This window comes from Kitasatospora sp. NPDC101155 (genome assembly GCF_044768305.1).
Taxonomy (GTDB): domain Bacteria; phylum Actinomycetota; class Actinomycetes; order Streptomycetales; family Streptomycetaceae; genus Kitasatospora.
The window spans coordinates 61,782-82,833 of the sequence record NZ_JBIWPN010000030.1 but is presented as its reverse complement, the minus strand read 5'-3'; the positions used below and the strand labels follow the sequence as shown (position 1 = coordinate 82,833).

At 73.4% G+C, this 21,052-nt stretch carries 10 protein-coding genes and 2 pseudogenes; 3 read left to right on the top strand and 9 right to left on the bottom strand.

Translation table 11 applies throughout. The features are described from left to right. Positions 1 to 8 precede the first annotated feature (8 nt). The 3 genes and pseudogenes from ACIRYZ_RS32630 to ACIRYZ_RS32620 all read right to left on the bottom strand — a co-directional run. On the bottom strand, positions 9 to 11,765 hold the full coding sequence (locus ACIRYZ_RS32630; protein WP_402951359.1) for an amino acid adenylation domain-containing protein: 11,757 nt from the start codon (positions 11,763 to 11,765) through the stop codon (positions 9 to 11). Positions 11,766 to 12,268: 503 nt separating this feature from the next. Continuing rightward, the gene (locus ACIRYZ_RS32625; RefSeq protein ID WP_402951356.1) at positions 12,269 to 12,610 is read right to left on the bottom strand and encodes a hypothetical protein; all 342 of its coding nucleotides are present in this window, start codon (positions 12,608 to 12,610) and stop codon (positions 12,269 to 12,271) included. 205 nt (positions 12,611 to 12,815) lie between these two features. Continuing rightward, a pseudogene (locus tag ACIRYZ_RS32620) lies at positions 12,816 to 12,980 on the bottom strand (pirin family protein); the annotation flags it as partial. 95 nt (positions 12,981 to 13,075) lie between these two features. Here ACIRYZ_RS32620 and ACIRYZ_RS32615 point away from each other — a divergent pair. Continuing rightward, a complete protein-coding gene (locus ACIRYZ_RS32615; protein ID WP_402951353.1) occupies positions 13,076 to 13,282 on the top strand; it encodes a hypothetical protein in 207 nt (68 codons plus the stop codon). A 307-nt stretch (positions 13,283 to 13,589) separates the two neighbouring features. Here the strand turns inward: ACIRYZ_RS32615 and ACIRYZ_RS32610 are convergent. Continuing rightward, positions 13,590 to 13,691, bottom strand: a pseudogene (locus tag ACIRYZ_RS32610) (DNA-binding response regulator); the annotation flags it as partial. 21 nt (positions 13,692 to 13,712) lie between these two features. Further along, positions 13,713 to 14,249 (bottom strand): oxygenase MpaB family protein, encoded by a 537-nt coding sequence (locus ACIRYZ_RS32605; RefSeq protein WP_402951351.1) that lies wholly within the window; start codon positions 14,247 to 14,249, stop codon positions 13,713 to 13,715. A 480-nt stretch (positions 14,250 to 14,729) separates the two neighbouring features. Between ACIRYZ_RS32605 and ACIRYZ_RS32600 the strand changes: the two genes are divergently transcribed. Then, positions 14,730 to 14,969, top strand: a complete 240-nt coding sequence (locus ACIRYZ_RS32600; protein WP_402951348.1) for a DUF3311 domain-containing protein — start codon at positions 14,730 to 14,732, stop codon at positions 14,967 to 14,969. Beyond that, a complete protein-coding gene (mctP, locus tag ACIRYZ_RS32595; RefSeq protein ID WP_402951345.1) occupies positions 14,966 to 16,624 on the top strand; it encodes a monocarboxylate uptake permease MctP in 1,659 nt (552 codons plus the stop codon). Before ACIRYZ_RS32600 ends, mctP begins: the two co-directional genes overlap by 4 nt. A 75-nt stretch (positions 16,625 to 16,699) precedes the next feature. Here mctP and ACIRYZ_RS32590 read toward each other — a convergent pair whose 3' ends face one another. The 4 genes from ACIRYZ_RS32590 to ACIRYZ_RS32575 form a co-directional block, all read right to left on the bottom strand. Then, complete coding sequence (locus ACIRYZ_RS32590; RefSeq protein WP_402951342.1) at positions 16,700 to 17,896, bottom strand: histidine kinase; 1,197 nt, start codon at positions 17,894 to 17,896, stop codon at positions 16,700 to 16,702. After that, positions 17,896 to 19,620 (bottom strand): cation acetate symporter, encoded by a 1,725-nt coding sequence (locus ACIRYZ_RS32585; RefSeq protein ID WP_402951339.1) that lies wholly within the window; start codon positions 19,618 to 19,620, stop codon positions 17,896 to 17,898. The genes ACIRYZ_RS32590 and ACIRYZ_RS32585 overlap by 1 nt, the downstream gene beginning before the upstream one ends. Continuing rightward, entirely contained in the window at positions 19,617 to 19,994 is a 378-nt protein-coding gene (locus tag ACIRYZ_RS32580) for a hypothetical protein (protein WP_402951336.1), read from the bottom strand. The genes ACIRYZ_RS32585 and ACIRYZ_RS32580 overlap by 4 nt, the downstream gene beginning before the upstream one ends. An 89-nt stretch (positions 19,995 to 20,083) precedes the next feature. After that, positions 20,084 to 20,893 (bottom strand): LytR/AlgR family response regulator transcription factor, encoded by an 810-nt coding sequence (locus ACIRYZ_RS32575; protein ID WP_402951380.1) that lies wholly within the window; start codon positions 20,891 to 20,893, stop codon positions 20,084 to 20,086. Positions 20,894 to 21,052 lie beyond the last annotated feature (159 nt).

Sequence of the window (21,052 nt, the reverse complement as noted above, 5' to 3'; positions counted from 1 at the left end):
CGGCCTCTCTAGCTCTCGATGCCGGGAACGGCGTCGTCGATGTCCAGGGCGTCCAGCTCGGCGTCGGTCAGGCTCTCGATCAGGCTGATGCTCTCCGTGATCGCGTCCAGGTCGAGTGCGGCGGCGGCCCCGGGGTCGGGCAGGGCGCGTTCCAGCGCGGCCGCCAGGTCGCCCAGCCGGTTCGCCTCGAAGACCGTCTGGACCGTCAGCTCGACGCCCGTACGCTGCTTGATCAGGTTGATCAGCCGGGTCACCAGCAGCGAGTTGCCGCCGAACTCGAAGAAGCCGCTCTGCGCGTCGAGCACTCCCGCGTCGGTGTGCAGCAGTTCGGCCCACACCTCGGAGACGATCCGCTCGGTGTCGGTGAGCGCGGCCGCCGGCCCGCTGCGCGCGGAGCGCACCGGGGCCTCGGGCTCGGGCAGCGCGGCGGTGTCGAGCTTGCCGTTGCCGGTCAGCGGCAGCGCGTCCAGCAGGACGTAGGCGGAGGGCACCATGTACGGCGGGAGCGCGGCCCGCAGCGCGGTGTCCAGCTGCTCCCGCAGCTCGTGCTCCCGCGGCCCGCCGGGCTCGCCCTGGCGGCCGTTCGCCGGGACGACGTAGCCGACCAGGCACCGTCCGTCGCCCTGGCCGCGGACCACCACGCGGGCCTCCGCGACGGCGGGGTGCTCGTTGAGCCGGGTGGAGATCTCGCCCAGTTCGATCCGGTAGCCGCGGATCTTGACCTGGCCGTCGTTGCGCCCGAGGAACTCCAGCGAGCCGTCCGCCAGTCGGCGTCCCAGGTCGCCGGTGCGGTACATCCGGGCGCCCGGCGCCCCGACGAACGGGTCCGCGACGAAGCGCCGGGCGGTCAGCTCCGCACGGTTCAGGTAGCCGCGCGAGACCGCCTCGCCGCCGATCACCAGCTCGCCCACCGCCCCGGTCGGCATCGGGTTGCCGTGCCGGTCCAGCACGTACACGCTCATGCCCGGCATCGCGCCGCCGATCGGCCTGGTGGTCAGGCGGGTGTCCGGCTCGGTGACCACGCGGTAGGTGGTGACCACCGTCGTCTCGGTGGTCCCCCACATGTTCACCAGCTCGGTCCCGTCGTTGACGGCCCGGGTGAACCACGGCGCCAGCGGCGCGGCGTCCAGCTCCTCGCCGCCGAGCAGCACCACGCGCACCCGGTGCGGGGCACCGTCGTCGCCCTGCGCCGCGATCAACTGCCCGAAGCCGGTGGGCGTCTGGCCGAGCACGGTGACGCCCTCGGCGCACAGCAGGCGGTAGAAGTCGCGCGGGCTGCGCGCCACGTCCCGCGTCACCACGACCAGCCGGCCCCGGTGCAGCAGCGCGCCCCACATCTCCCACACCGTGAAGTCGAAGGCGAAGGAGTGGAACAGCGTCCACACGTCGCCCTCCCGGTAGCGGAACCACTCCTGGGCCGCGACGAAGAACCGGGCGACGTTGCGGTGCTCGACCATCACCCCCTTGGGCAGGCCGGTCGAACCGGAGGTGTAGATCACGTACGCCAGGTCCTTCGGCGAGGCGCCGGCCACCGGCTCCAGGTCGCCGTCCGACAGCGCCCCCCAGCGGGCCGTGTGCCCCGGGACGTCCACCACCTGGGCGCCGCCGATGTCGAGCCCCTCCGGCACCGCGCCGTCCACCAGCACCACCGTCGGGGCGCTGTCCGACAGCACGTGGCCGAGCCGCTCGACCGGCGCCGACGGGTCCAGCGGCACGTACGCGCCGCCCGCCTTCAGCACCGCCAGCGCGCCCACCACCAGCCACTCGCTGCGCGGCAGGCAGAGCGCGACCAACGACTCGTGCCCCACGCCCAGCGCCCGCAGGTACCGGGCCAGGCGGTTCGCCCGCGCGTTCAGCTCGGCGTAGGTCAGGGAGCGGTCCTCGCAGGTCACCGCCACCGCGTTCGGAACGGCCCGGGCCTCCTGCTCGAACCACTCGTGCAGGTGGCGCTCCGACCTGGCGTCGGCCGCCTCCGCCGTCACCGGCTCCCAGGCGTACCCGACCAGTTCGCGCTGCCGCATCGCGGCCGGCAGCACGGACAGGTCGAGCGCCGGGGCGAGCGCGCGCTCCTCGTCGCGCAGCGCCTCGACCAGGGAGGCCATGGCGGCCTCCAGGCAGTCGATCACGACGTCGGCGTCCTGGGCCCGGTGGATCAGCGCGTCGATCCGGAACGCGCGGCCGAGGTCGTCGACCGAGACGGTCACCGGGAAGTTGCTGCGCTCGAAGACGTCCGACAGCGGCGTGACGCCCACCCGCTGCAGCCGGGCGGCGATGCCGTCGTCGCTCGGCAGGTGGCGGTAGTTGAAGATCGCGTTGAACAGCGGCAGTTCGCGGCCGGGCAGGCCGCTGTGCGCCCTGGCCTCGGTGAGCGGCAGCTGCTCGTGGCGGACCAGCTCGTGCAGCAGCTCCCCGGTCCGCCGGACCAGGTCGCGCACGCTCCGGCCGGCCAGGTCGAGCCGCAGGGGCAGGGTGTTGATGAAGCTGCCGAGCATCCGGTCCGTGCCCGCGGGCCCCTGGAGGCGGCCCGACAGCACCGTGCCGAACACCACGTCGTCGCGGTCCGCGCAGGCCGCCACGGTCAGCGCCCAGCCGACGTGGAACAGCGTCGCGGGGCTGGTCCGCAGCTCGGCCGCCAGCTCGCGGACGCGTCGGCCCAGGCCGTCGTCCAGCGACCGGCGCGCCTCGACGACCTGCCGCCCGTCACCGTGCACGTCGTGCAGGCCGAACACCACGGTCGGCTCCGTGACGTCACCGAGCAGCTCGGTGAAGAAGGCCGCGGCCTCGGGCCCGGCGGGCCGCCGACGGGTGTGGGCGACGAAGTCGCGGTACTGCGCCGGCTCCGGCAGGGCGTCCGCCCGGCCGTCCATGTGCGCCGCGAGCTCGGCGAACAGCAGACCGAGCGACGACGCGTCGTGCAGCACATTGTGCAGGCTCAGCGCCGCGTGCCACACCCCGGTGTCCGGCTCCAGACCGGTCTGGAGCCGGATCAGCGGGCCCCGGTCCAGCGGCATCCGCGGGGCGTTGCGCACCAGCTCGGCCAGCTGGTCCACGGCCGGCGTTCCGGCCCGGAGCTCCGTTTCCGCCGGCTCGAACTCCACGTGGCGCAGCACGGCCTGGACCGGCTCGCCGAGGCCGTCGGAGAGGATCACGGTGCGCAGCGCGTCGTGCCGGGCGATCACCGCCCGCAGTGCCTCGGTGAACCGGTCCAGGTGGTCGCGGTCCGCGAAGGAGAGCAGGCCCGAGGAGACGTACGGGTCGTGCGCGCCGTCCCGTACGTGGTGGAAGAGCATGCCCTCCTGCATCCCGGCGAGGGGGTACACGTCCTGGAGGTTCGCGGCCCCGCCGGGCACGGCGGCGACGACCGTGGCGAGCTCCTGCTCGGTCAGGGTGATCAGGGGCAGCAGGTCGGAGGTGATCCGGGTGGTACCGGCCGGGATCCCGGCCGGTACGGGTGAGGTGCCGGAGCGGGCGGGGACGGGGGTCACCGGGGCGGGTTCGATGGGGGTGGGCTCGGTGAGCGCGGGCGTCTGCATCGGCTGGGCCGCCCGGGCGATGGCCGCGAGGTCGCGGGCGCGCAGGATGCTCGGCGGGTCGCAGAGCAGGCCGCGTTCGCGCAGCCGGTCGGCGAAGTGGTGGGCGAGCAGCGAGTGGCCGCCCAGGGCGAAGAAGCTTTCCTCAGGGCCGAGTTCACCTGCGGGGAAGCCGAGCAGCTCGGCGCAGACCTCGATGACCACGCGCTCAGGGCCGACCAGTGCCCGGACGGGCTCAGGGGCCGGGGTCGCGACTGCCGAAACGAGTACGGTGTCGGCGGACGCGGGCTCCGCGGACGCGGGCTCCGGGCTCGCCTGGGCAGGGGCCACGGGCGTGGGCCGGGCCGGCGTCCCGCCGAGCCAGTGGCTCGCCCGCTCGAAGACGGTGGCCGGCAGCGCCACCAGGCGCCTGCGCCGTGTGTACAGCCCGCTCCACGGGATCCTGGCGCCGCACACCCACAGCTCGGCGAGCCGCTCCAGATCGCGGTCGGCGACCAGCGCGGAGACGAAGGCCTCGCCCCGGGCCCCGTCGAGCACCGCCATGAGGGGCAGCGACCCGTCGTCGGTGTTGCCCGTGTGCAGCACGGTCCCCGACGATGCCTCAGTTTCCGTGGCACCGTCCGCCCCGGCCAGGAAGGCGGCGAGCGACGCCCGCAGCTCCTGCACGCTCGCGGCCACCACGGCGAGCCGCGCCGACATCGCCTCACGGCCCAGCTGCAGGGTGTGCGCGACGTCCGCCAGACTCACCGCGTCGCGTCGGCCGAGGAACTCCAGCAGTCGGCCTGCGGCCGTCCGCAGCCGCGCCGGGTCGGCGGCCGACACGACCAGCAGCTGCGGCCCGGCGTCCTCCGGTTCCGCCCGCCCGACCGCCGCCCGCGGCGGCGCCTCGACCACCAGGCTGACGTGGCTTCCGCCCGCCGCAACGGAGTTGATCAGCGCGCGCCGGGCCAGCGGGCGCCCGTCCGCGTCCTCGCGCTCCTCCCAGAGGATCAGCCGCTCGCAGAGCGTCAGCGGCCCGCTGTCCAGGGCGAGGTTGGGGTTGGTCTCGCCGGCGGCGACGAGCGGGGCCAGCTCCCGGTGCCGGAACTGGAGGGCGACCTTGGTGAGCTGCGCGACGCCCGAGGCCGCCTCCGGGTGCCCGAGGTTGGACTTCACCGAGCCGACCACCACGGGCTCGGCCACCCCGTCGAACACCTCCCGCAGGGCGCTCACCTCGATCTCGTCGGACAGCGCCGTGCCGTTCGCCGACGCCTCGACGTACCCGACCGACGCGGCCTCGACACCGGAGCGCTCCAACGCCCGGCGCATGACCGTCACTTGGGCCCGACGGCTCGGCGTGAGGAAGCCGTTGGCGCGACCGCTGTGCAGCGTGGCGGTCCCCTTGATGACGGCGTGCACCTCGTCCCCGTCATGCAGTGCGGCATCCAGCGGCTTGAGCAGGACCGCGCCCACGGCCTCGGCGGGGAGGTAGCCGTCCCCGTCGCGGAAGCTCCGGCTGTCCGGGCCGCTGCCCAGCATCCGCATCTCGGACAGCCCGAGGAACTTGTCCGGACGGGGGGCCAGGTTCACCCCGCCGGCGACGGCGACCTCGCACTCCCCGCGCTGGAGGTCCACGCAGGCCAGGTGGATGGCCATGGCCGAGGAGGTGCACATGCTGTCGACCGCCAGGCTCGGCCCCTCCAGCCCGAAGAAGTGCGAGACCCGGTTGGCGATCATGTTGTACGACGCCGTCGAGGTGAGCGCCGCGAGCGCGGGGTCGGAGGCGTCCGCCCGGTACTGCAGGTAGGAGGCGCCGACGTAGACGCCGACGCTCCGCCGGTACCGGCGCTCGATCACCTCCTGGGTGACGCCGCAGCCCTCCAGCAGTTCCCAGACCGTCTCCAGGAACAGCCGCTGCTGCGGGTCCATCGCCGCCGCCTCGCGGGGCGACACGCCGAACAGCGCCGCGTCGAACCCGTCGATGCCGTCGAGGAATCCGCCCCAGAGCCCCGACCGCGCCGCCTCGTCCCAGCGGTCGGCGGGCGGCTCGGTGACGCAGTCCTTCCCGTCCCGCAGGTGCGTCCACAGCGTGTCCAGGTCCGCCGACTGCGGATAGCGGCCGGCGATGCCGATGACGGCGACGTCCATGAACTTCCCTCTGGGCTCGGTGGACCGGAGCGCTGCGCGGTCCGGTGCGGGTGTGGTCTTCGCGTCCCCGGCGGGGTCGGCTCCCGGTTCGGGTTCGAGCCGGCGCTCGGGTTCGCGGCGGGGTTTGGATTCGGGTTCGCGAACGGGGTGGGGTACGGGGTGGAGCTCGCCCAGCAGGGCGCGCAGGGCCGCCGGGTGCTCGGCCGCGAAGTACCGCGCCAGCTCCCGCAGGGTCGGCAGTTCCAGCAGCAGGGTCCTGGCCAGCGGGCCGAACGCCTTCTCCAGCCGGGTCACGGCCTCGACCGCCAGGACGGAGTCCATGCCGTACCGCTCCAGCTCGGCGTCCGGGTGCAGCCGCTCCGGACCGAGCTTGAGGACCTCGGCGAGCAGCCTCCTCAGGTAGCCGACGGCCCGGTCCTCCAGCAGCCGGTCGCCGTCCCGCCCAGCCTCGGGCGCCGGGGCCCGATCCCCATCCCGCGCGGCCCCGGACGCCGGGTCTGCCGCGGCCGTCGCGCCCGGACTGATCGCCCCGCCGGTGATCCGGGCCAGCGCCTCGCGCCGACCCGCGAGCACGGTCAGCCGGCCGTCCCCGGTGGCGTCCGGGTCGGTCAGCGCCCACCGCAGCACGGCGAGCCCCTGGGCGGATTCGAGCGGGACCAGGTCCAGGTCGCGCAGCCGCTGCGCGACGGCCCGGTCCGCTCCCATCCCGCCGTCGGCCCAGAGCGGCCAGCCGACGGAAACGGCCCTGCCGGTCCGCTCCCCCGCCGCGACCAGGCGGTTGCGGTACACCGTGTAGGCGTCCAGGAAGGCGTTGGCGGCGGCGTAGTCGGCCTGGCCGACGTTGCCGAAGGCGCCACTGGCCGAGGAGAAGCAGACGAAGAACTCCAGCGGCTGGTCACGGGTCAGCTCGTCGAGGTGTACCAGCCCCTCGACCTTCGGCGCCAGGACCCGCGCCAGCTCGTCCGGTACCTTGCCGACGACGAGCCGGTCCGCGAGGACGCCGGCACCGTGCAGGACGCCGGTCAGCGGCCCGTGCTCGCGGACCACGTCGGCCAGCAGCCGGGCGGCGGCCGCCCGGTCGGCGATGTCCGCACGCCGGTACTCCACGGTCAGCCCCGCGGCGCACAGCTCGTCCACCGCGGCCTGCTGCTCCCCGGAGAGGGCGGAACGGCCGACCAGGACCACCGTGGCCCGGCGGACCGAGGCCGCGATGTCCCCCGCCACGATCCGGCCCAGCGCACCGGCGCCACCGGTGACGAGGTAGACGCCGTCCTCCCGCCAGGGCGCGGTGGCGGCGCCGCCGAGCTCTGTCTCCTGCAGCACCGCCGTGTACCGGCGGCCGTCGCGGTACCGCACCTCGGGCTCGGGCCCGGGTCCGGTCTCGGCCGTCAGCCGGGCGCCGACAGCGGCGGGGGAGGCTCCGTCGAGGCAGTCCACGAGCTGCGCGTGCAGCCGGGGGTTCTCCAGGCCGGCCGTCCGCAGCAGCCCGGACAGGCCGCCCAGGCAGGCGAGCCGGTCCCGCTCCGGGCCGGTGGCCGCCGGCCGGGCCAGCGCGACCTGGAACAGCGCCGGGCCCGGCAGGCCGGGCCGCAGGACCTCCTGGAGCCGCGCGAGCACCTCCCGGGCGGCCTCGGTGTACTGCCGGTCCAGCGGACCGTCCGCCAGAGCGACGAACCGGCACTCGGCGCCCAGCGGCAGGGCGGCTCGCAGCTCCTCGCGCTCGGCCGCGGAGAGGGTGCCGATCACCGTCACGTGGTGAGCGGTGAACCCGTTCGCTCCGCCGGCCCCGCCGGCCTTCTCGCCGGGCGCCCAGCCCGGAACCAGCAACACCTCGCCGTCCGGCCCGTTCCCGTCCCGACCGCTCGCCGCCAACGGGGTCCGGTCCGGCAGGTTCCCGCCGGGCGCCGGCCCGCCGAGCTCGATCCAGCAGCGCTCGCGGGCGAACGGGTAGCCGGGCAGCGGCACCCGGCGCGGCCTCGGTTCCGGAGCGCCCGGGTGGCCGGGGCCGTTCGTCCGGGAGCCCGTCGGCAGCGTCTCCCACGGCACCGGGGTGCCCGCGGCCCACCGCCTCAGCAGCCGGTCGCCCGCGCCCTCCCGGGTCCAGTCGTCGAGGGCGCCCGCCAGCTCCGCCTCGTCCGGTGCGACCTCCGTGAGCACCGTGCCGCGTACCCAGTCGCCCGGCCGGTCCGGCTCGGCCGCGAACCGCGCGAGCACGGCCCTGGCCTGGGCCAGCGATTCCGCCGCGAACGCCAGACGTTCCTCCAGGACCACCCGGCCGGTCTGCAGCGTCCAGGCGACGCCGGGCAGCTCGGCCTCGGTCAGCTCGGCCAGTCGCACCTCCAGCCGCCGTGCCTGCTCGACCAGTTGGGCCTCTGTCCGGGCCGAGAGCACGAGCAACGCGGGCCGGTCGACCGGGCCCGGTTGCGGCTGCGGCAGCTCGTACTCGGTGAGGACGACGTGCGCGTTCGAGCCGCCCGCGCCGAAGCTGGACACCCCCGCCGTCCGGGGAAGGGAGTGGCTCCGCCCGCCGTCCACCACCGTGGGCCGCTGCCACGGTTCCAGGCTCCGCTGCACGCGCAGCGGCGTCCGCGGGAAGTCGATGTGCGGGTTGAGCGTGGTCGCGTGCAAGCTGGGCACGAGCTCGCGGTGCCGCAGCTGGAGCAGCACCTTGGTGACGCCGGCGATGCCGGCCGCGCTCTCGGCGTGCCCGATGTTGGACTTGACCGAGCCGATCGCGCACTGCTCCGGTTCTGCGCCGGCGTCCTGGAAGGCCTTGACCAGCCCGGCGATCTCGATCGGGTCGCCCAACGCGGTGCCCGTGCCGTGAGCCTCGATGTAGCCGAGCGACCGGGGGTCGACACCGGACGCGGCCAGCGCGCGGCCCACGACCCTGCCCTGGGCCGCCGGGCTGGGCACCGTGTAGCCGTTGGTCCGCCCGCCGTGGTTCAGCGCGGTGCCCTTGATCACGGCATGGATGTGGTCGCCGTCCGCCAGCGCCCGGTCCAGCGGCTTGAGCAGGACGGCGCCGACCCCCTCGCCGGGCACGTAGCCGTCGCCGCCGGCCCCGAAGCTGCGGCAACGACCGTCGCTGGAGAGGTAGTTGCGCTGCTCCAGCATCAGGTACTTGTTGGGGTGCGCGGTGACGTTGACGCCGCCCGCGAGCGCCACCCCGCACTGGCCGCCGCGGATCGCCTCACAGGCCAGGTGGATCGCGGTCAGCGAGGACGAGCACATGGTGTCCACGCTCATGCTCGGCCCGGTGAACCCGTGGACGAAGGACACCCGGTTCGCGACCGACGACGCGCTCCCGGACAGCGCCACCGCCTGACCCCGGTCCTGGGCCTGCGCGCCGTAGAGCTGGTAGTCCTGGTACATCACACCGGTGAAGACGCCGACGCCGCCACTGGTGCGCTCCAGCAGGTCCCCGGTGTACCCGGCGTCCTCCAGGACGTGGTGCGCGCACTCCAGGAACAGCCGCTCGTGGGGGTCGAGGTGCTCGGCCTCCCGCTGCGAGATCCGGAAGAACAGCGGGTCGAACAGGTCGATGCCGTCGAGGAAGCCACCCCAGAGGTCGGCCTCCGCCGCCCACTGCGGCCGCGTCCACCGCTCGGCCGGGGCCCGGCGCACCGAGTCGCGGCCGGACCTGAGGTTCTCCCAGAACTCGTCCAGGTCCGCCGCCTCCGGGTAGCGGCCGGCGACGCCGATGACGGCGATGTCGATCCCGGCGCCCGCGTCGGACGACTCCTGCGGGGGCGCGGCCGGAAGCTCGGGCAGGGCGCGCGTGCTCAGACCGGACAGCTCGGCGCACACCCGGCCCCGCTCGTCGAAGACCGTGACGTCCAGCAGCGGCCGCGCCGCTGCCGGACCGCTGCCCGACCGGTACCGGACCCAGGCGGAGCCCCGAGCGGGGGTCGCGCGGCGCACGTCCACCCGCTCGATCGCGAACGGCAGGGCGGGCTTGGCCGACCGGTCCGCCTCCCCGTCCGCCCCGAGCCAGAGCCCCGCGGTGGCCTGCAGTGCCCCGTCCAGGACGGCCGGGTGCAGCAGGCACCCGGCGAGCGGGTCGGCGGAGGCCGGGAGCCGAAGCTCGGCCAGCGCCTGCGGGCGCCCCGCCGCGTCGGTGCCGGTCCGCAGGCCGGTCAGCGAGCGCTGGGCGGGGCCGTACTCCTGGCCGAAACGGGCGAAGAGCTCGTAGATCCGCGCCGCCGGCACCTCCGCTCCGGTGCAGCCGGCCCGCGCCGCCTCCAGGGCGTCCGGCTCGTCCTCGCCGCCGCCGTCGCGGTCTTCGACCACGCTCGCCCGGCCCTGGCAGCACGGCCTGTCGCCGTCGTTCGGGGCCGTGATCTCGAACTCCGCACCGCTGACCGCCTGCCGCACGGTGACCCGCAGTTCCAGCCCGTCGGGTCCGCAGGACGCGGGGCGCAGCCAGACGACGTCCTCCAGCCGCACCCGCTGTGCGGTCGGCGCGTCGAACCAGGCGGCCGCGGCCGCCCGCGCCAGCTCCAGGTGGGCGACCCCGGGCAGCACGCGGGCGCCGCGCACCAGGTGGTCCCTCAGGTACGGCTCGCGCCCGTCGAATCGGGTCTCGTACGCCGCGCCGAACTCGAGCGGGACGGCCCGGTGCAACATCGGGTGCGGGTCCGTCTCCGCCTTCGCCGCTGGGGCGTTCGGCTGTTCGCCCGGTCGGGCGAGGACGTGCTCGGCCAGCTCCCGCACGGTTGGCCGCGCGACCAGCACGGCCGTGGTGAGCGCCAGGCCGTAGCGGTCGTTCAGACGCTCCACGAGAGCGGCCAGGGTGACCGGATCGAACCCGAGCTCCGTCCAGTCGGCTTCCGGGGCGACCTGCCAGGCCGGCACACCGAGCAGCGCCCCGATCTCGTCCGCCAGTTCGCCGCACAGGACGGCTGTCGAATCGGCCGGCCCGTCGCCGACCCGCGCGGGAGCGTCAGCGGAGGGCGCGGCCCCCGCCGGGCGGCCGGCCTGCGCGAGGCGTTCGTCCAGCCAGGCCGCCAGCTCCGCGATCGTGGTGTACTCGAAGACGACGATCGGGGAGAGTTCGATGCCGAACCGGTCCTCCAACTCCCCCACCAGAGCGACCAGGGAGGCGGAGGTCAGCCCGAGCTGGTAGTAGCCGGTGTGCGACCCGACCTCGGCCGGCGGTACTCCGAGCCGCGCGGCGACCAGTTCGCGCAGCACGGCCACCACGTCCCGCCCCGCTGCGGCGTTCCGGGTCACGGCGGCCTGCGGGACGGCGGCCTGCGGGGCGGGCTCGCCCCGGACGTCGAGGGCCGCCACGGTCCGGACTCGCTTGGCCGCGAGTCGGCCGACCTCGGCGATCTTCACCCCGCTCGCGTCGTAGAACTCGGCTCCCAACCGGATTAGTTCGTCGTCCCTGCTGGTCGAGTCGGCCGAGACCCTGACGAAGCAGTGCGGGCCCAGCGGAGCGGTCGCCCGGAACGACTCGAGCACGATCGGCAGGTAGAGGGCTTCGCCCGGGTCGCCCCCGCTGCCCTCGTGCAGCATGTGGCTGTTCACGCTGCCGCCGAGCAGCCCCGCCTCGAACAGCGCCGGATGGAAGAGGAAGCCGTCCGCGCCGGCCTGCGACGCCGGGGGGAGTTCCAGCTCCACGACCAGGTCCTCATGGCGGTGGTGCACCACGCCGTCGACCCTCATCAGCCCCGAGTGGACCAGTTCGTGCTCGCGGAGCCAGCCGTAGATGTCGGCGAGCGACGTCTGCCGTTCCACTCCGGCGAGCGGCATCGACAGCCGCTCCGGGAAGGCGCCCGGCCGAGCTTGACGCACCGTCACCGACGCGTGCAGCACGTCCGCTTCCCGCCCGCGCCGACTGCGGACCTCGATCCGCCAGCCTCCCGCGGGCGCGGGACGCCCCTCGACGGTGGCCAGGACCTGCTCGCCCGGCTCCGCGACGAGCGGCGCCAGGATGGTCAGGTTCCGGAACTCGACGTCAGCCATGGCGTGGCCGTGCCTGGCCAGCACCTGGAGCACCAGATCCACGTAACCGACACCCGGCAGCAGGGTCCGACCATAGACGACGTGGCCCCGCAGCAACGGGTTCTCGGACGTAATGGTGAATGTCTCGCTAAACATCAAGGATTCAGCCATCGGTATCCACCCCAGGGCAGCGTCGAACCGGCATTGGCACCCGACCTGGGTCCAATCATGGAAATTGCCAGGCTCTTATGGAAAAGCCCGGATCAATACACGTCGCAAATTCACAGGACGAAAATCAAACGGACGACAAGATCCGTCCGACCGCATGGCAGTACGGACACCCCTCGCTGCAGCAAGGGGTGTCGAAAAGCCGCACCGGACAGGTGTGAAGACGGCGGCCTCGCACCGTCAGAATTCGGAAAGCATCAATGCCAGGCCCGTCGAGGACCGGCAGATTCCTTGCGCCACCGCCATCTTCGGCCAGCCGACTCAGCAGTCACATTCACCTCAGAAGAGACCCCCGTCACTCCTGCCCCCTTCGTGATCATCCGTCACGCTATAGGACACGCACAACGAACGCAATGAACGCAGCGTCACCGTCCCGCCGCCCCGCCGGACGGAGCGTAACAATTACCCGGTACGGGCTGCGCAGGATCCGGTCAATCGCCGCCGATCCGTTCCTGTGGTGAGATCGTGAATCCACGGCCCCCCTTTCGGTAACCTTTCGGCCCCGCGAATGGCCGTCCACACCGGCCCGACCCGGCCCTGCTGCCGTCGGGGGCTACCGGCCGTTGCGGAGGGTCTTCACCAGGGGCGGCCGCTCGGACAAACTCGCGCAGCCGCGGCCGCACTCCCAGTCCCGCGAGGGCGAGCGCGGCCACCAGAGCCGCCGCGCCCAGGCCCGCGGCGGTGGCGTCCAGATCGTCGTCGATGGTGGCGACCGCACTTTCGAAGGCACGCTGGTTGATGGCCTGGTTGCCATCGAGGGCGGCACTGAGCACGCCGAAGTCGGCGTTGGACCGGCCCGGGTGCCGGCGGTCGTTCCGGTGCGCGGCCGTTGGGGGTTGGTGGGGAGGTCGGCGATGCGGCGGATGCGCCGGACGAGGGCCTCGGCCGAGCCCCAAAGACCTGACGGACTCTGAGGGACGCCCGGAGCACACCGGCCAGCACGCGCCAGAATAGTCCCGCGAGCGGCGTCTCCGCAGGTCAGCGCACCCGCCCACGCGCCTTCAGCGGGATCGACGGGACCTCTGGGGCCCGCAACCGGGCGCCGTCGTAGCCGTGCACCTCGCCGAATCGCGAGCTCTTCTCCCAGTCGTTCCGCGCCTGTACGATCTCCTCGCCGGATCGGCCGGTGAAGTTCCACCACATATCACGCGATCCACGGTTCTTCCCAGGTCAGGGGCCTGGTGGACCATCTGCGGTCAGCAAATCGTCAGCATTGGACGGGACGGAGACCGCACGCGATGGCACCCAGGACCCTGGCCCACGGCATGGGCACCTTCTTCAAGGACTGCGAGCACCCGCAGGCGCGGTGGTCGAAGTGCCCCCACGAGTACAAGATCCGCTACCGCAGCACGACCGGCAAGCAGACCGAGGAGTCCGGCTTCTCCGCCCAGGAGAAGGCGATCGAGCGGCTCACCGAGATCTACCGGGCGAAGCGCAACTCTTGATCCGCGCCACTCCTGCACTGCGCAGTTCGGTGATTCGCCCAGACATTCGCGGTACATCGACGGCAGTGTGAGCCTCGCGTAGACGCGCTACGCAGGCTCGGCCGCGCGCCGTCAGAGTGACGGTTCGCACGTCGCCGTCGGATGCAAGCCGAGCCGTTCAAACCAGTCTGAGGCTCCACCTGTCGCTCTCGCACAACCCGCACCTCCTGCGCCCCTTCGCCCCCCATCCGGCAGGCACTGCGGTCATCGAGCAGGCAGCAGGCGCGTGGGCCGCTTCGTTCGGTGACCCACTGGCCGGGGTCAAGCCTTCGAGGTAGGCCAGGACGGCCAGTACCCGGCGACTGTCGTCCTCGGGCCGTTTGAGTCCGAGCTTGGCGAAGATGCGGGTGCCGTGGTTGCGAACGGCCCTCGCCGCCGGGCTTCGTGCGGCTCACGCACCGTACGCTCCGTCCGCGACCGAGCCGGGAGCGTCAGCGGCCGGAAGTCCCACCAGGGCCGCGGTCCGGCGCTGCTCGCGGACGTAGCGGTCCGCCTGTTGGTCCGTCACGTTCAGGCCGCCCCGCAGGACGGCGTGCAGGTTGGACCTGACCAGCGCGCAGTGCACCCAGAGCAGGAGGTCGGGGGCGTCCAGCCGGTGGCTCTTGCCGCTCTTCGGATCGCGGATGCGCAGCCGCTCGTGCACGGCCCGGACCCGGGCGCCGGCCCGCTCCGCCTGGTCCCGGGTGCCCCACGTGGTCGCGACGATGAAGGAACCGGTGCCCACGAGTCGACCGAACGGATCTTCCTCGAAGGAGGAGTTCTGCGCTATGCCCAGCGCCGCGATCGGATGCAGGGCCTGGAGATGCAGCGCGCTGATACCGCCGATCCACATCGCAGGGTCCGCGTGGAGGTGCCAGGTGACCGAGGACGGACCGAAAAGCCCTGCATCGGTGGGGTTCTGGCCACCGGGGTGGATGAGGGCACGCATGGCCGGCCTTTCCTGCTCTGCTACGGCGTGGACTTCCTGCAAGGCGGACGAACACGGCGATGTCCGGGTCGATGTCCTGCAGCACATGCAGGGCACTGAAGTGCTCATTGACACCGCGAATCGACACCAACGTCATCGCCGCCCCGCTTCCAAGGTCGCCGCTTCCTGATCCTGTGCCCCCTTACGGCCCCGGCGACGGGTTGGTTCACGTCCGAGTCGTACGTTCCCGGCGGGCGCGGACTGCCGGTCGCCCCGACTACGGCGCCGGCTGGCGGACCGCGCTGCACGGTCTGCTGCGGACGGTCCGAAAATCGCTGACGCCGGGTTGAACCTCAGCGAGCGGTCAGCCGTAAACGCGGTCGGTCCGGCCGGATCACACTGTGAGGGCCCGGCCGGACCGAATCCGACCCGAACTGCCCGGAGGCTGCCCGCATGTCGTCAGAAGTCCCTTGGATGGAAAGGGAGTCGGGCTCGCAACCGGTGCCTCAGCTCACGCCGGAGCGCTTCCTCGCAGGCCTCGCGCTGGCCGTACCCGTGGTCGCGTTGCTGTGGGTCCCCTCGTACAGCAAGTCCGCACCGGCGCTCGGCGGAGTGCCGTTCTTCTACTGGTACCAGCTGATGTGGGTACCGCTGTCCGCCCTCTTCACCGTTGCCGCTCATCTGCTGCTCTCCCGGGACGAGAAGCACCGCGCGGCACTGAACGGCGGTGACGCCCGATGACCCGCCTCGCCGACGGGGTGAACGCCCCCGCGCTCACGGTGTTCCTGCTGCTGCTCGCCCTGGTGACCGTGCTCGGGTTCCTGGCCGCACGCTGGCGACGCGCGGACAACGCTCTCGACCTGCACGAATGGGGCCTCGGCGGCCGATCGTTCGGCACCTGGGTGACCTGGTTCCTGCTCGGCGGCGACGTGTACACCGCCTACACCTTCATCGCGGTGCCGGCGGCCGTGTATGCCACCGGGTCGGCCGGCTTCTGGTCGGTGCCGTACGCGGCCGTGGTCTACCCGTTGGTGTTCCTGCTGCTGCCCAGGCTGTGGTCGGTGGCCCGGGTGCACGGCTACGTCACCCCGGCCGACTTCGTGCGGGGCCGCTACGGCTCCCGGGCGCTGAGCCTGGCCGTGGCACTCACCGGCATTCTCGCCACCATGCCCTACATCGCCCTGCAACTGGTAGGCCTGGAAACGGTGTTGGACGTGCTGGGGATCGGCGGCAGCCAAGCCGCCAACCCACTGGTCCGGGATCTGCCACTGCTGATCGCCTTCGCGGTGCTGGCCGCGTACACCTATTCCTCCGGCTTGCGGGCGCCGGCCGTGATCGCCTTCGTCAAGGACACCCTGGTCTATCTCGTCATCATCGTCGCGGTGGTCTACCTCCCGATGCGGCTGGGCGGCTACGGGCACATCTTCGACACTGCCGCGGCCAAGTTCCAGGCGGTGAACCCCGTCACCCACCAGCCGACCGGCTCGCTGGTGCCGGGGCCCAAGGCCCAGTGGGCCTACGCCACGCTGGCACTCGGCTCGGCGCTCGGCCTGTTCCTGTACCCGCACACCCTCACCGGCGTGCTCGCCGCGAAGTCCCGGAGGACGGTGCGGCGCAACATGGCCATCCTGCCGGCCTACTCACTGATGCTCGGCCTGCTGGCGCTGCTCGGCTTCCTGGCCGTCACCGCCGGCATCGGTCAGGGCGTGAAGGGCTACAACGCCCAGCTGGCCATTCCCCAGTTGTTCGACAAGTTCTTCCCCGGCTGGTTCGCCGGCGTGGCCTTCGCGGCCATCGGCATCGGTGCGCTCGTCCCGGCGGCGATCATGTCCATCGGCGCGGCCAACCTCTTCACCCGCAACGTCTACAAGGAGTTCCTGAAGCCGGACGCCACGCCGGAGCAGCAGACCAAGGTCGCCAAACTCGCCTCCCTGTTGGTCAAGTTCGGCGCACTGGCGTTCGTCGTCGGCATGGACAAGCAGTTCGCGATCAACCTGCAGCTGCTGGGCGGCCTGTGGATCCTGCAGACCCTGCCGACCGTCGCGGCGGGCCTGTTCACCCGTTGGTTCCACCGGTGGGCGCTGCTGGCGGGCTGGGCCGTGGGCATGGCGTACGGCACCTGGCAGGCGTACGGGATCGCCACCCCGGCCACCAGGCACTTCGGCGGCAGCACCGCGGTGATCCCGTTCATCGGCCAGACCGGGTACCTCGGCCTGACCGCCCTCGTCCTCAACCTGCTCGTCGCGCTCGCCCTCACCGTGCTGCTGCGGGCCCTCGGCGCCCCGCAGGGCAAGGACGAGACCAGCCCGGAGGACTACCGTGCCGAGGCCGAGGAAGAGGTAGCGGCGGACACCCTCGAGCCCGCGCCGGTCCCGGCGCTGACCGCTGCGAGCTGACGCCCCCTGACGGCCGGAAGGGGTGGCGCCGTTCGGCGCCGCCCCTCGAACCGGGCGGAGAACGCCCGGACGAGCTCAGGCGCGTGGGCCGGGCGGTGGCGAAATCCGCACACCCGGTTGGTACTTGGGGATCCGTACGGTGATCTTCATGCCGGCATCCACCCCGGTCTCGATCACCAGGCCGTATCCGTCGCCGTAGACATGGCGCAGGCGCTCGTCCACGTTGCCCAGGCCGATGCCGTGGGACGGCCCGCCCTCGCCGCGCAGGATCGCCCGCAGCCGGTCCGGGTCCATGCCCACGCCGTCGTCCTCGATCACCACCCGCGCCTCCGCGCCCGCGTCGTCGGCCGCGATGGTGATCCGGCCGCGTTCCGGGCGTCCTTCGATGCCGTGCTTGACCGCGTTCTCCACCAGTGGCTGGAGGCAGAGGAAGGGCAGCGCGACCGGCAGCACCTCGGGTGCCACCCGCAGGGCGACCTCCAGCCGGTCGCCGAACCGCGCCCGGACCAGGTTGAGGTACTGGTCGATGGAGCGCAGTTCGTCGGCGAGGCTCGTGAAGTCACCGTGCTGGCGGAACGAGTACCGGGTGAACTCGGCAAACTCCAACAACAGTTCACGGGCCCGGTCGGGGTCGGTGCGGACGAAGGAGGCGATGGCGGCCAGCGAGTTGAAGATGAAGTGCGGGGAGATCTGTGCCCGCAGGGTGCGGATCTCCGCCTCGATCAGGTCCCGGCGCGAGCGGTCGAGCTCGGCCAGCTCCAGCTGCACGGCCACCCAGCGCGCGACCTCGCCGGTGGCCCGCACCAGCACCGGCGAGTCCTCCGGTCCGTAGGCCGCCAGCGTGCCGAGCACCCGGCCGTCGACCTCCAGCGCTGCGACGGCGGCCCAGCGGACCGGGCAGGAGGGATCCGGGCAGTCGACCTCGACGAGCTGTGGGCGGCCGCTCGCCAGCACCTGGGCCGCCTTGCTCATCGCCTCGGGCCGGTGGTGCTCGCCCGCGCCGTCCCAGGCGAGCGCGGTGTGCTCGTCGGTGAGACACATCGCCGGGGTACCGAGCAGCGGGCGCAGTCGGCGGACGGCCTTGCGGGCGGTGTCCTCGGTCAGCCCGGCGCGCAGCGGCGGGGCGGCCAGCGAGGCGGTGTGCAGGGTCCGGAAGGTGGCCAGTTCGACGTCCGTGCCCCGGTGGCGCTCCCGGCGCGAGCGGCGGGCCAGGGCCCAGTGTGCTCCCGCGCCGAGCGGCACACCGGCGAGGAGGGTGAGGAGTTGCACCATCAACTGGCATCTCCTCGGGCAGGGGTCGCGGCGACGGTCTCCGGCAGGTGCAGCCGGGCCAGGACGACGGCCGTACCGGGCGGTATCCGACCGGGTGTCGCGAGCGAGACCGCGACCATCACCAGGAAGCCGAGCGGCACGCTCCAGACTGCCGGCCAGGCGAGCAGGACGTGCGGCCAGCCGTTCGGGAAGACGTCGGCCATGGTGAGCAGGGCGGCGGCCAGCGCGGTACCACCACCGGTGAGCGCCCCGGCGATGGCGCCGGGCGGGGTGAGCCGGGGCCACCAGATGCCCAGCACCAGCAGCGGGCAGAGCGATGAGGCAGCCACGGCGAAGGCCAGCCCCACCGCGTCCGCCACCGGCAGGTCGGCGGCCACCAGGGTGCAGACGGTCGGCGTGGCGACCGCCAGCACGGCGGCCTGGCGGAAGCCGCGGATGCCCATCGGGGGCAGCACGTCCTGGTGCAGCACACCGGCCACCGAGACGGCCAGGCCGGAGCAGGTGGAGAGGAAGGCGGCGAACGCGCCGCCCGCCAGCAGTGCCCCGAGCAGGGCGCCAGCCGTGCCGCCGACCAGCCGCTCGGGCAGCACCAGCACGGCCACGTCGGTGTCGCCCGTGAGCACCAGGTCGGGGGCGTAGATCCGGGCGAGCGCACCGTACAGCGACGGGAGCAGGTAGAACGTGCCGAGCAGGCCGAGCACCACCAGCGTGGTCCGGCGGGCGGCGCGGCCCTGCGGGCTGGTGTAGAAGCGGACCACCACGTGCGGCAGGCCCATCGCGCCGAGGAAGGTGGCCAGGATCAGCCCGTACACGGTGTAGAGCGGATGGGGCTGGGTGCGGTCGGACAGCGGGCGGCCCCAGGCCGAGCCCGTCGGGTCGTCCGCCTTCGCCGGGACCTCCGCGCCGGGCGGGAAGTCCAGCGTGGTGGCGGTGTCGAGCGCGTGGATGCCCGGGGCGAGCGCGAGCGGCGCCGCCGCGTACGTACGGCCGTCGACCGTACCGCTCACGGTGACCCGCTCGGGAGTGCCGATGGCGATGCGGACCGCGGTGTCGGTCCGCACGACGGTCGAGCGGTGGAAGACCGGGCGCGCGGCGTCGGCGCCGGGCGAGCCGTCCGAATGCCAGGCGAGCCCGAGGAAGAGCAGCGGGACGAGCAGCGCGGTCAGCTTCAGCCAGTACTGGAACGCCTGCACGAAGGTGATGCTGCGCATGCCGCCAGCCGTGACGTTGGCGGTGACCACCAGGGCGACCACCACGCCGCCGACCCAGCGCGGCGCGCCGGTGACGGTCTGCAGGGTCAGCCCGGCGCCCTGGAGCTGGGGCAGTAGATAGAGCCAGCCGATGCCGGCCACCAGCGCGCCGGCGGTCCGCCGCACGGCCCGGGACTCCAACCGGGCCTCGGCGAAGTCCGGCACCGTGTACGCCCCCGAGCGGCGCAGCGGAGCCGCGACGAAGAGCAGCAGGACCAGGAACCCGGCGGTGTACCCCACCGGGTACCAGAGCGTGTCCACGCCGTGCGCCAGGATCAGCCCGGCGATGCCGAGGAAGGAGGCGGCCGACAGGTACTCGCCGCTGATCGCCGCGCCGTTCAGCCGGGCGTCGACGGTCCGGGAGGCGACGTAGAAGTCCGAGGTGGTCCGGGAGACCCGCAGGCCGAGCGCGCCGATCAGTACGGTCGCCAGCGCCACCACGATCACCGCGCCGATCGCGTACGGGTGGCTCACGGCCGGTCTCCAGTTCCCGGGAGCCGCGCCTCGTTCCGTTCGACCTGGCGTACGTACCAACGGCCGATCAGCCACATCACGGGGTACGCCGCCACGCCGAGCAGCAGCCAGACCAGACCGAGGCCACCGATCCGGGCCGTGGCCGCGCCGGGCACGAAGGCCATGACCAGCGGTAGCGTGCCGATCAGCAGCACCAGCGCTCCCGCGGCGCGCAGCGCCACGGACAGCTGGCGGCGGATCAGCCCGGCAGCCTCGGGATCGAGCGGTGCGGGCGGCCGGGCCGCGGGCGGGACGGGGGGCGCCGGACGCGCCGTCCGGGTACGCGGCTCGCCGGTGACCACCTCACGGCGTGGCCGGGGCTGTGCCGCCGTCACCGCACCACTCCCTCCGACCTCACCGGGCACCCCCGCGGCGGCCCGGACTGCTGTTCGCGGGGCAGTCTACGGAGATCGGGCCGAACGGGTTATCCGGTGGTCCCGCGGGCGTGGTCCATGGCCTGCCGCACCAGCAGGTCGCGTACCTCGCGCGCGTTGCGCCGGCTCACGGCGAGCAGTTCCCCGCCGACCCGGACGCTCAGCGCGCCCGCGTCCAGCCGGAGCTCCTCGACGGCGCCGAGGGCGACCAGGTACCGGCGGTGGATCCGTACGAAACCCCGGCCCTGCCAGCGCTCCTCCAGTGCGGAGATCGGGATCCGCACCAGGTGGTCCGCTCCGCCGACGGTGTGCAGGCGGGCGTAGTCGCCCTGCGCCTCGACATGGGTGACCTGGTCCGCCCCGAGGAAACGGACCGCTCCCCCGGTGTCGACCGGCACTGCGTCCCGGCCCGAGGGCTCCGGCGCCTCGGCGGATCCGGCCGGCGGCGCGGTTCGGCTCACCCGCTCCGCCTCGACCAACGCTCGGACCCGCCGGACGGCCTCCGCCAGGCGCTCCCGGCGCACCGGCTTGAGCACGTAGTCGACCGCCCGCAGGTCGAACGCCTGGACGGCGAAGCCCTCGTGCGCGGTGACGAAGACCACGGCCGGCGGTCTGGCGAACCCGGCCAGCAGGCGGGCCGTGTCCAGACCGCTGAGCCCGGGCATGTTGATGTCCAGGAACACCACGTCGAGCCGGTCCTCGCCGTCCGGCCCGGCCTCCAGCGCCCGGCCGATCCGCCGCAGCGCCTCGGTCGCGTCGGCGGCACCCTCGGCCCGCTCCACCCCGGGGTCGGAGCGGAGCAGGTACAGCAGTTCCTCCAGGGCCGGCGGCTCGTCGTCCACCGCCAATACGCGCAGCATGGCGAAGGAGTCTAGCCAGGCCGTCCGGACCGGCCCCGCGGGCGGGCCGGCCGGCAGCCGCCGGGCGCGGTGTCGACCACAGCGGCCCGGCCGGCGGGTACGGTGCGGCAGCGGGGTGCCACCGAGCAGCAGGGCCACGGCGGCAGCTGCCGCGGCCTT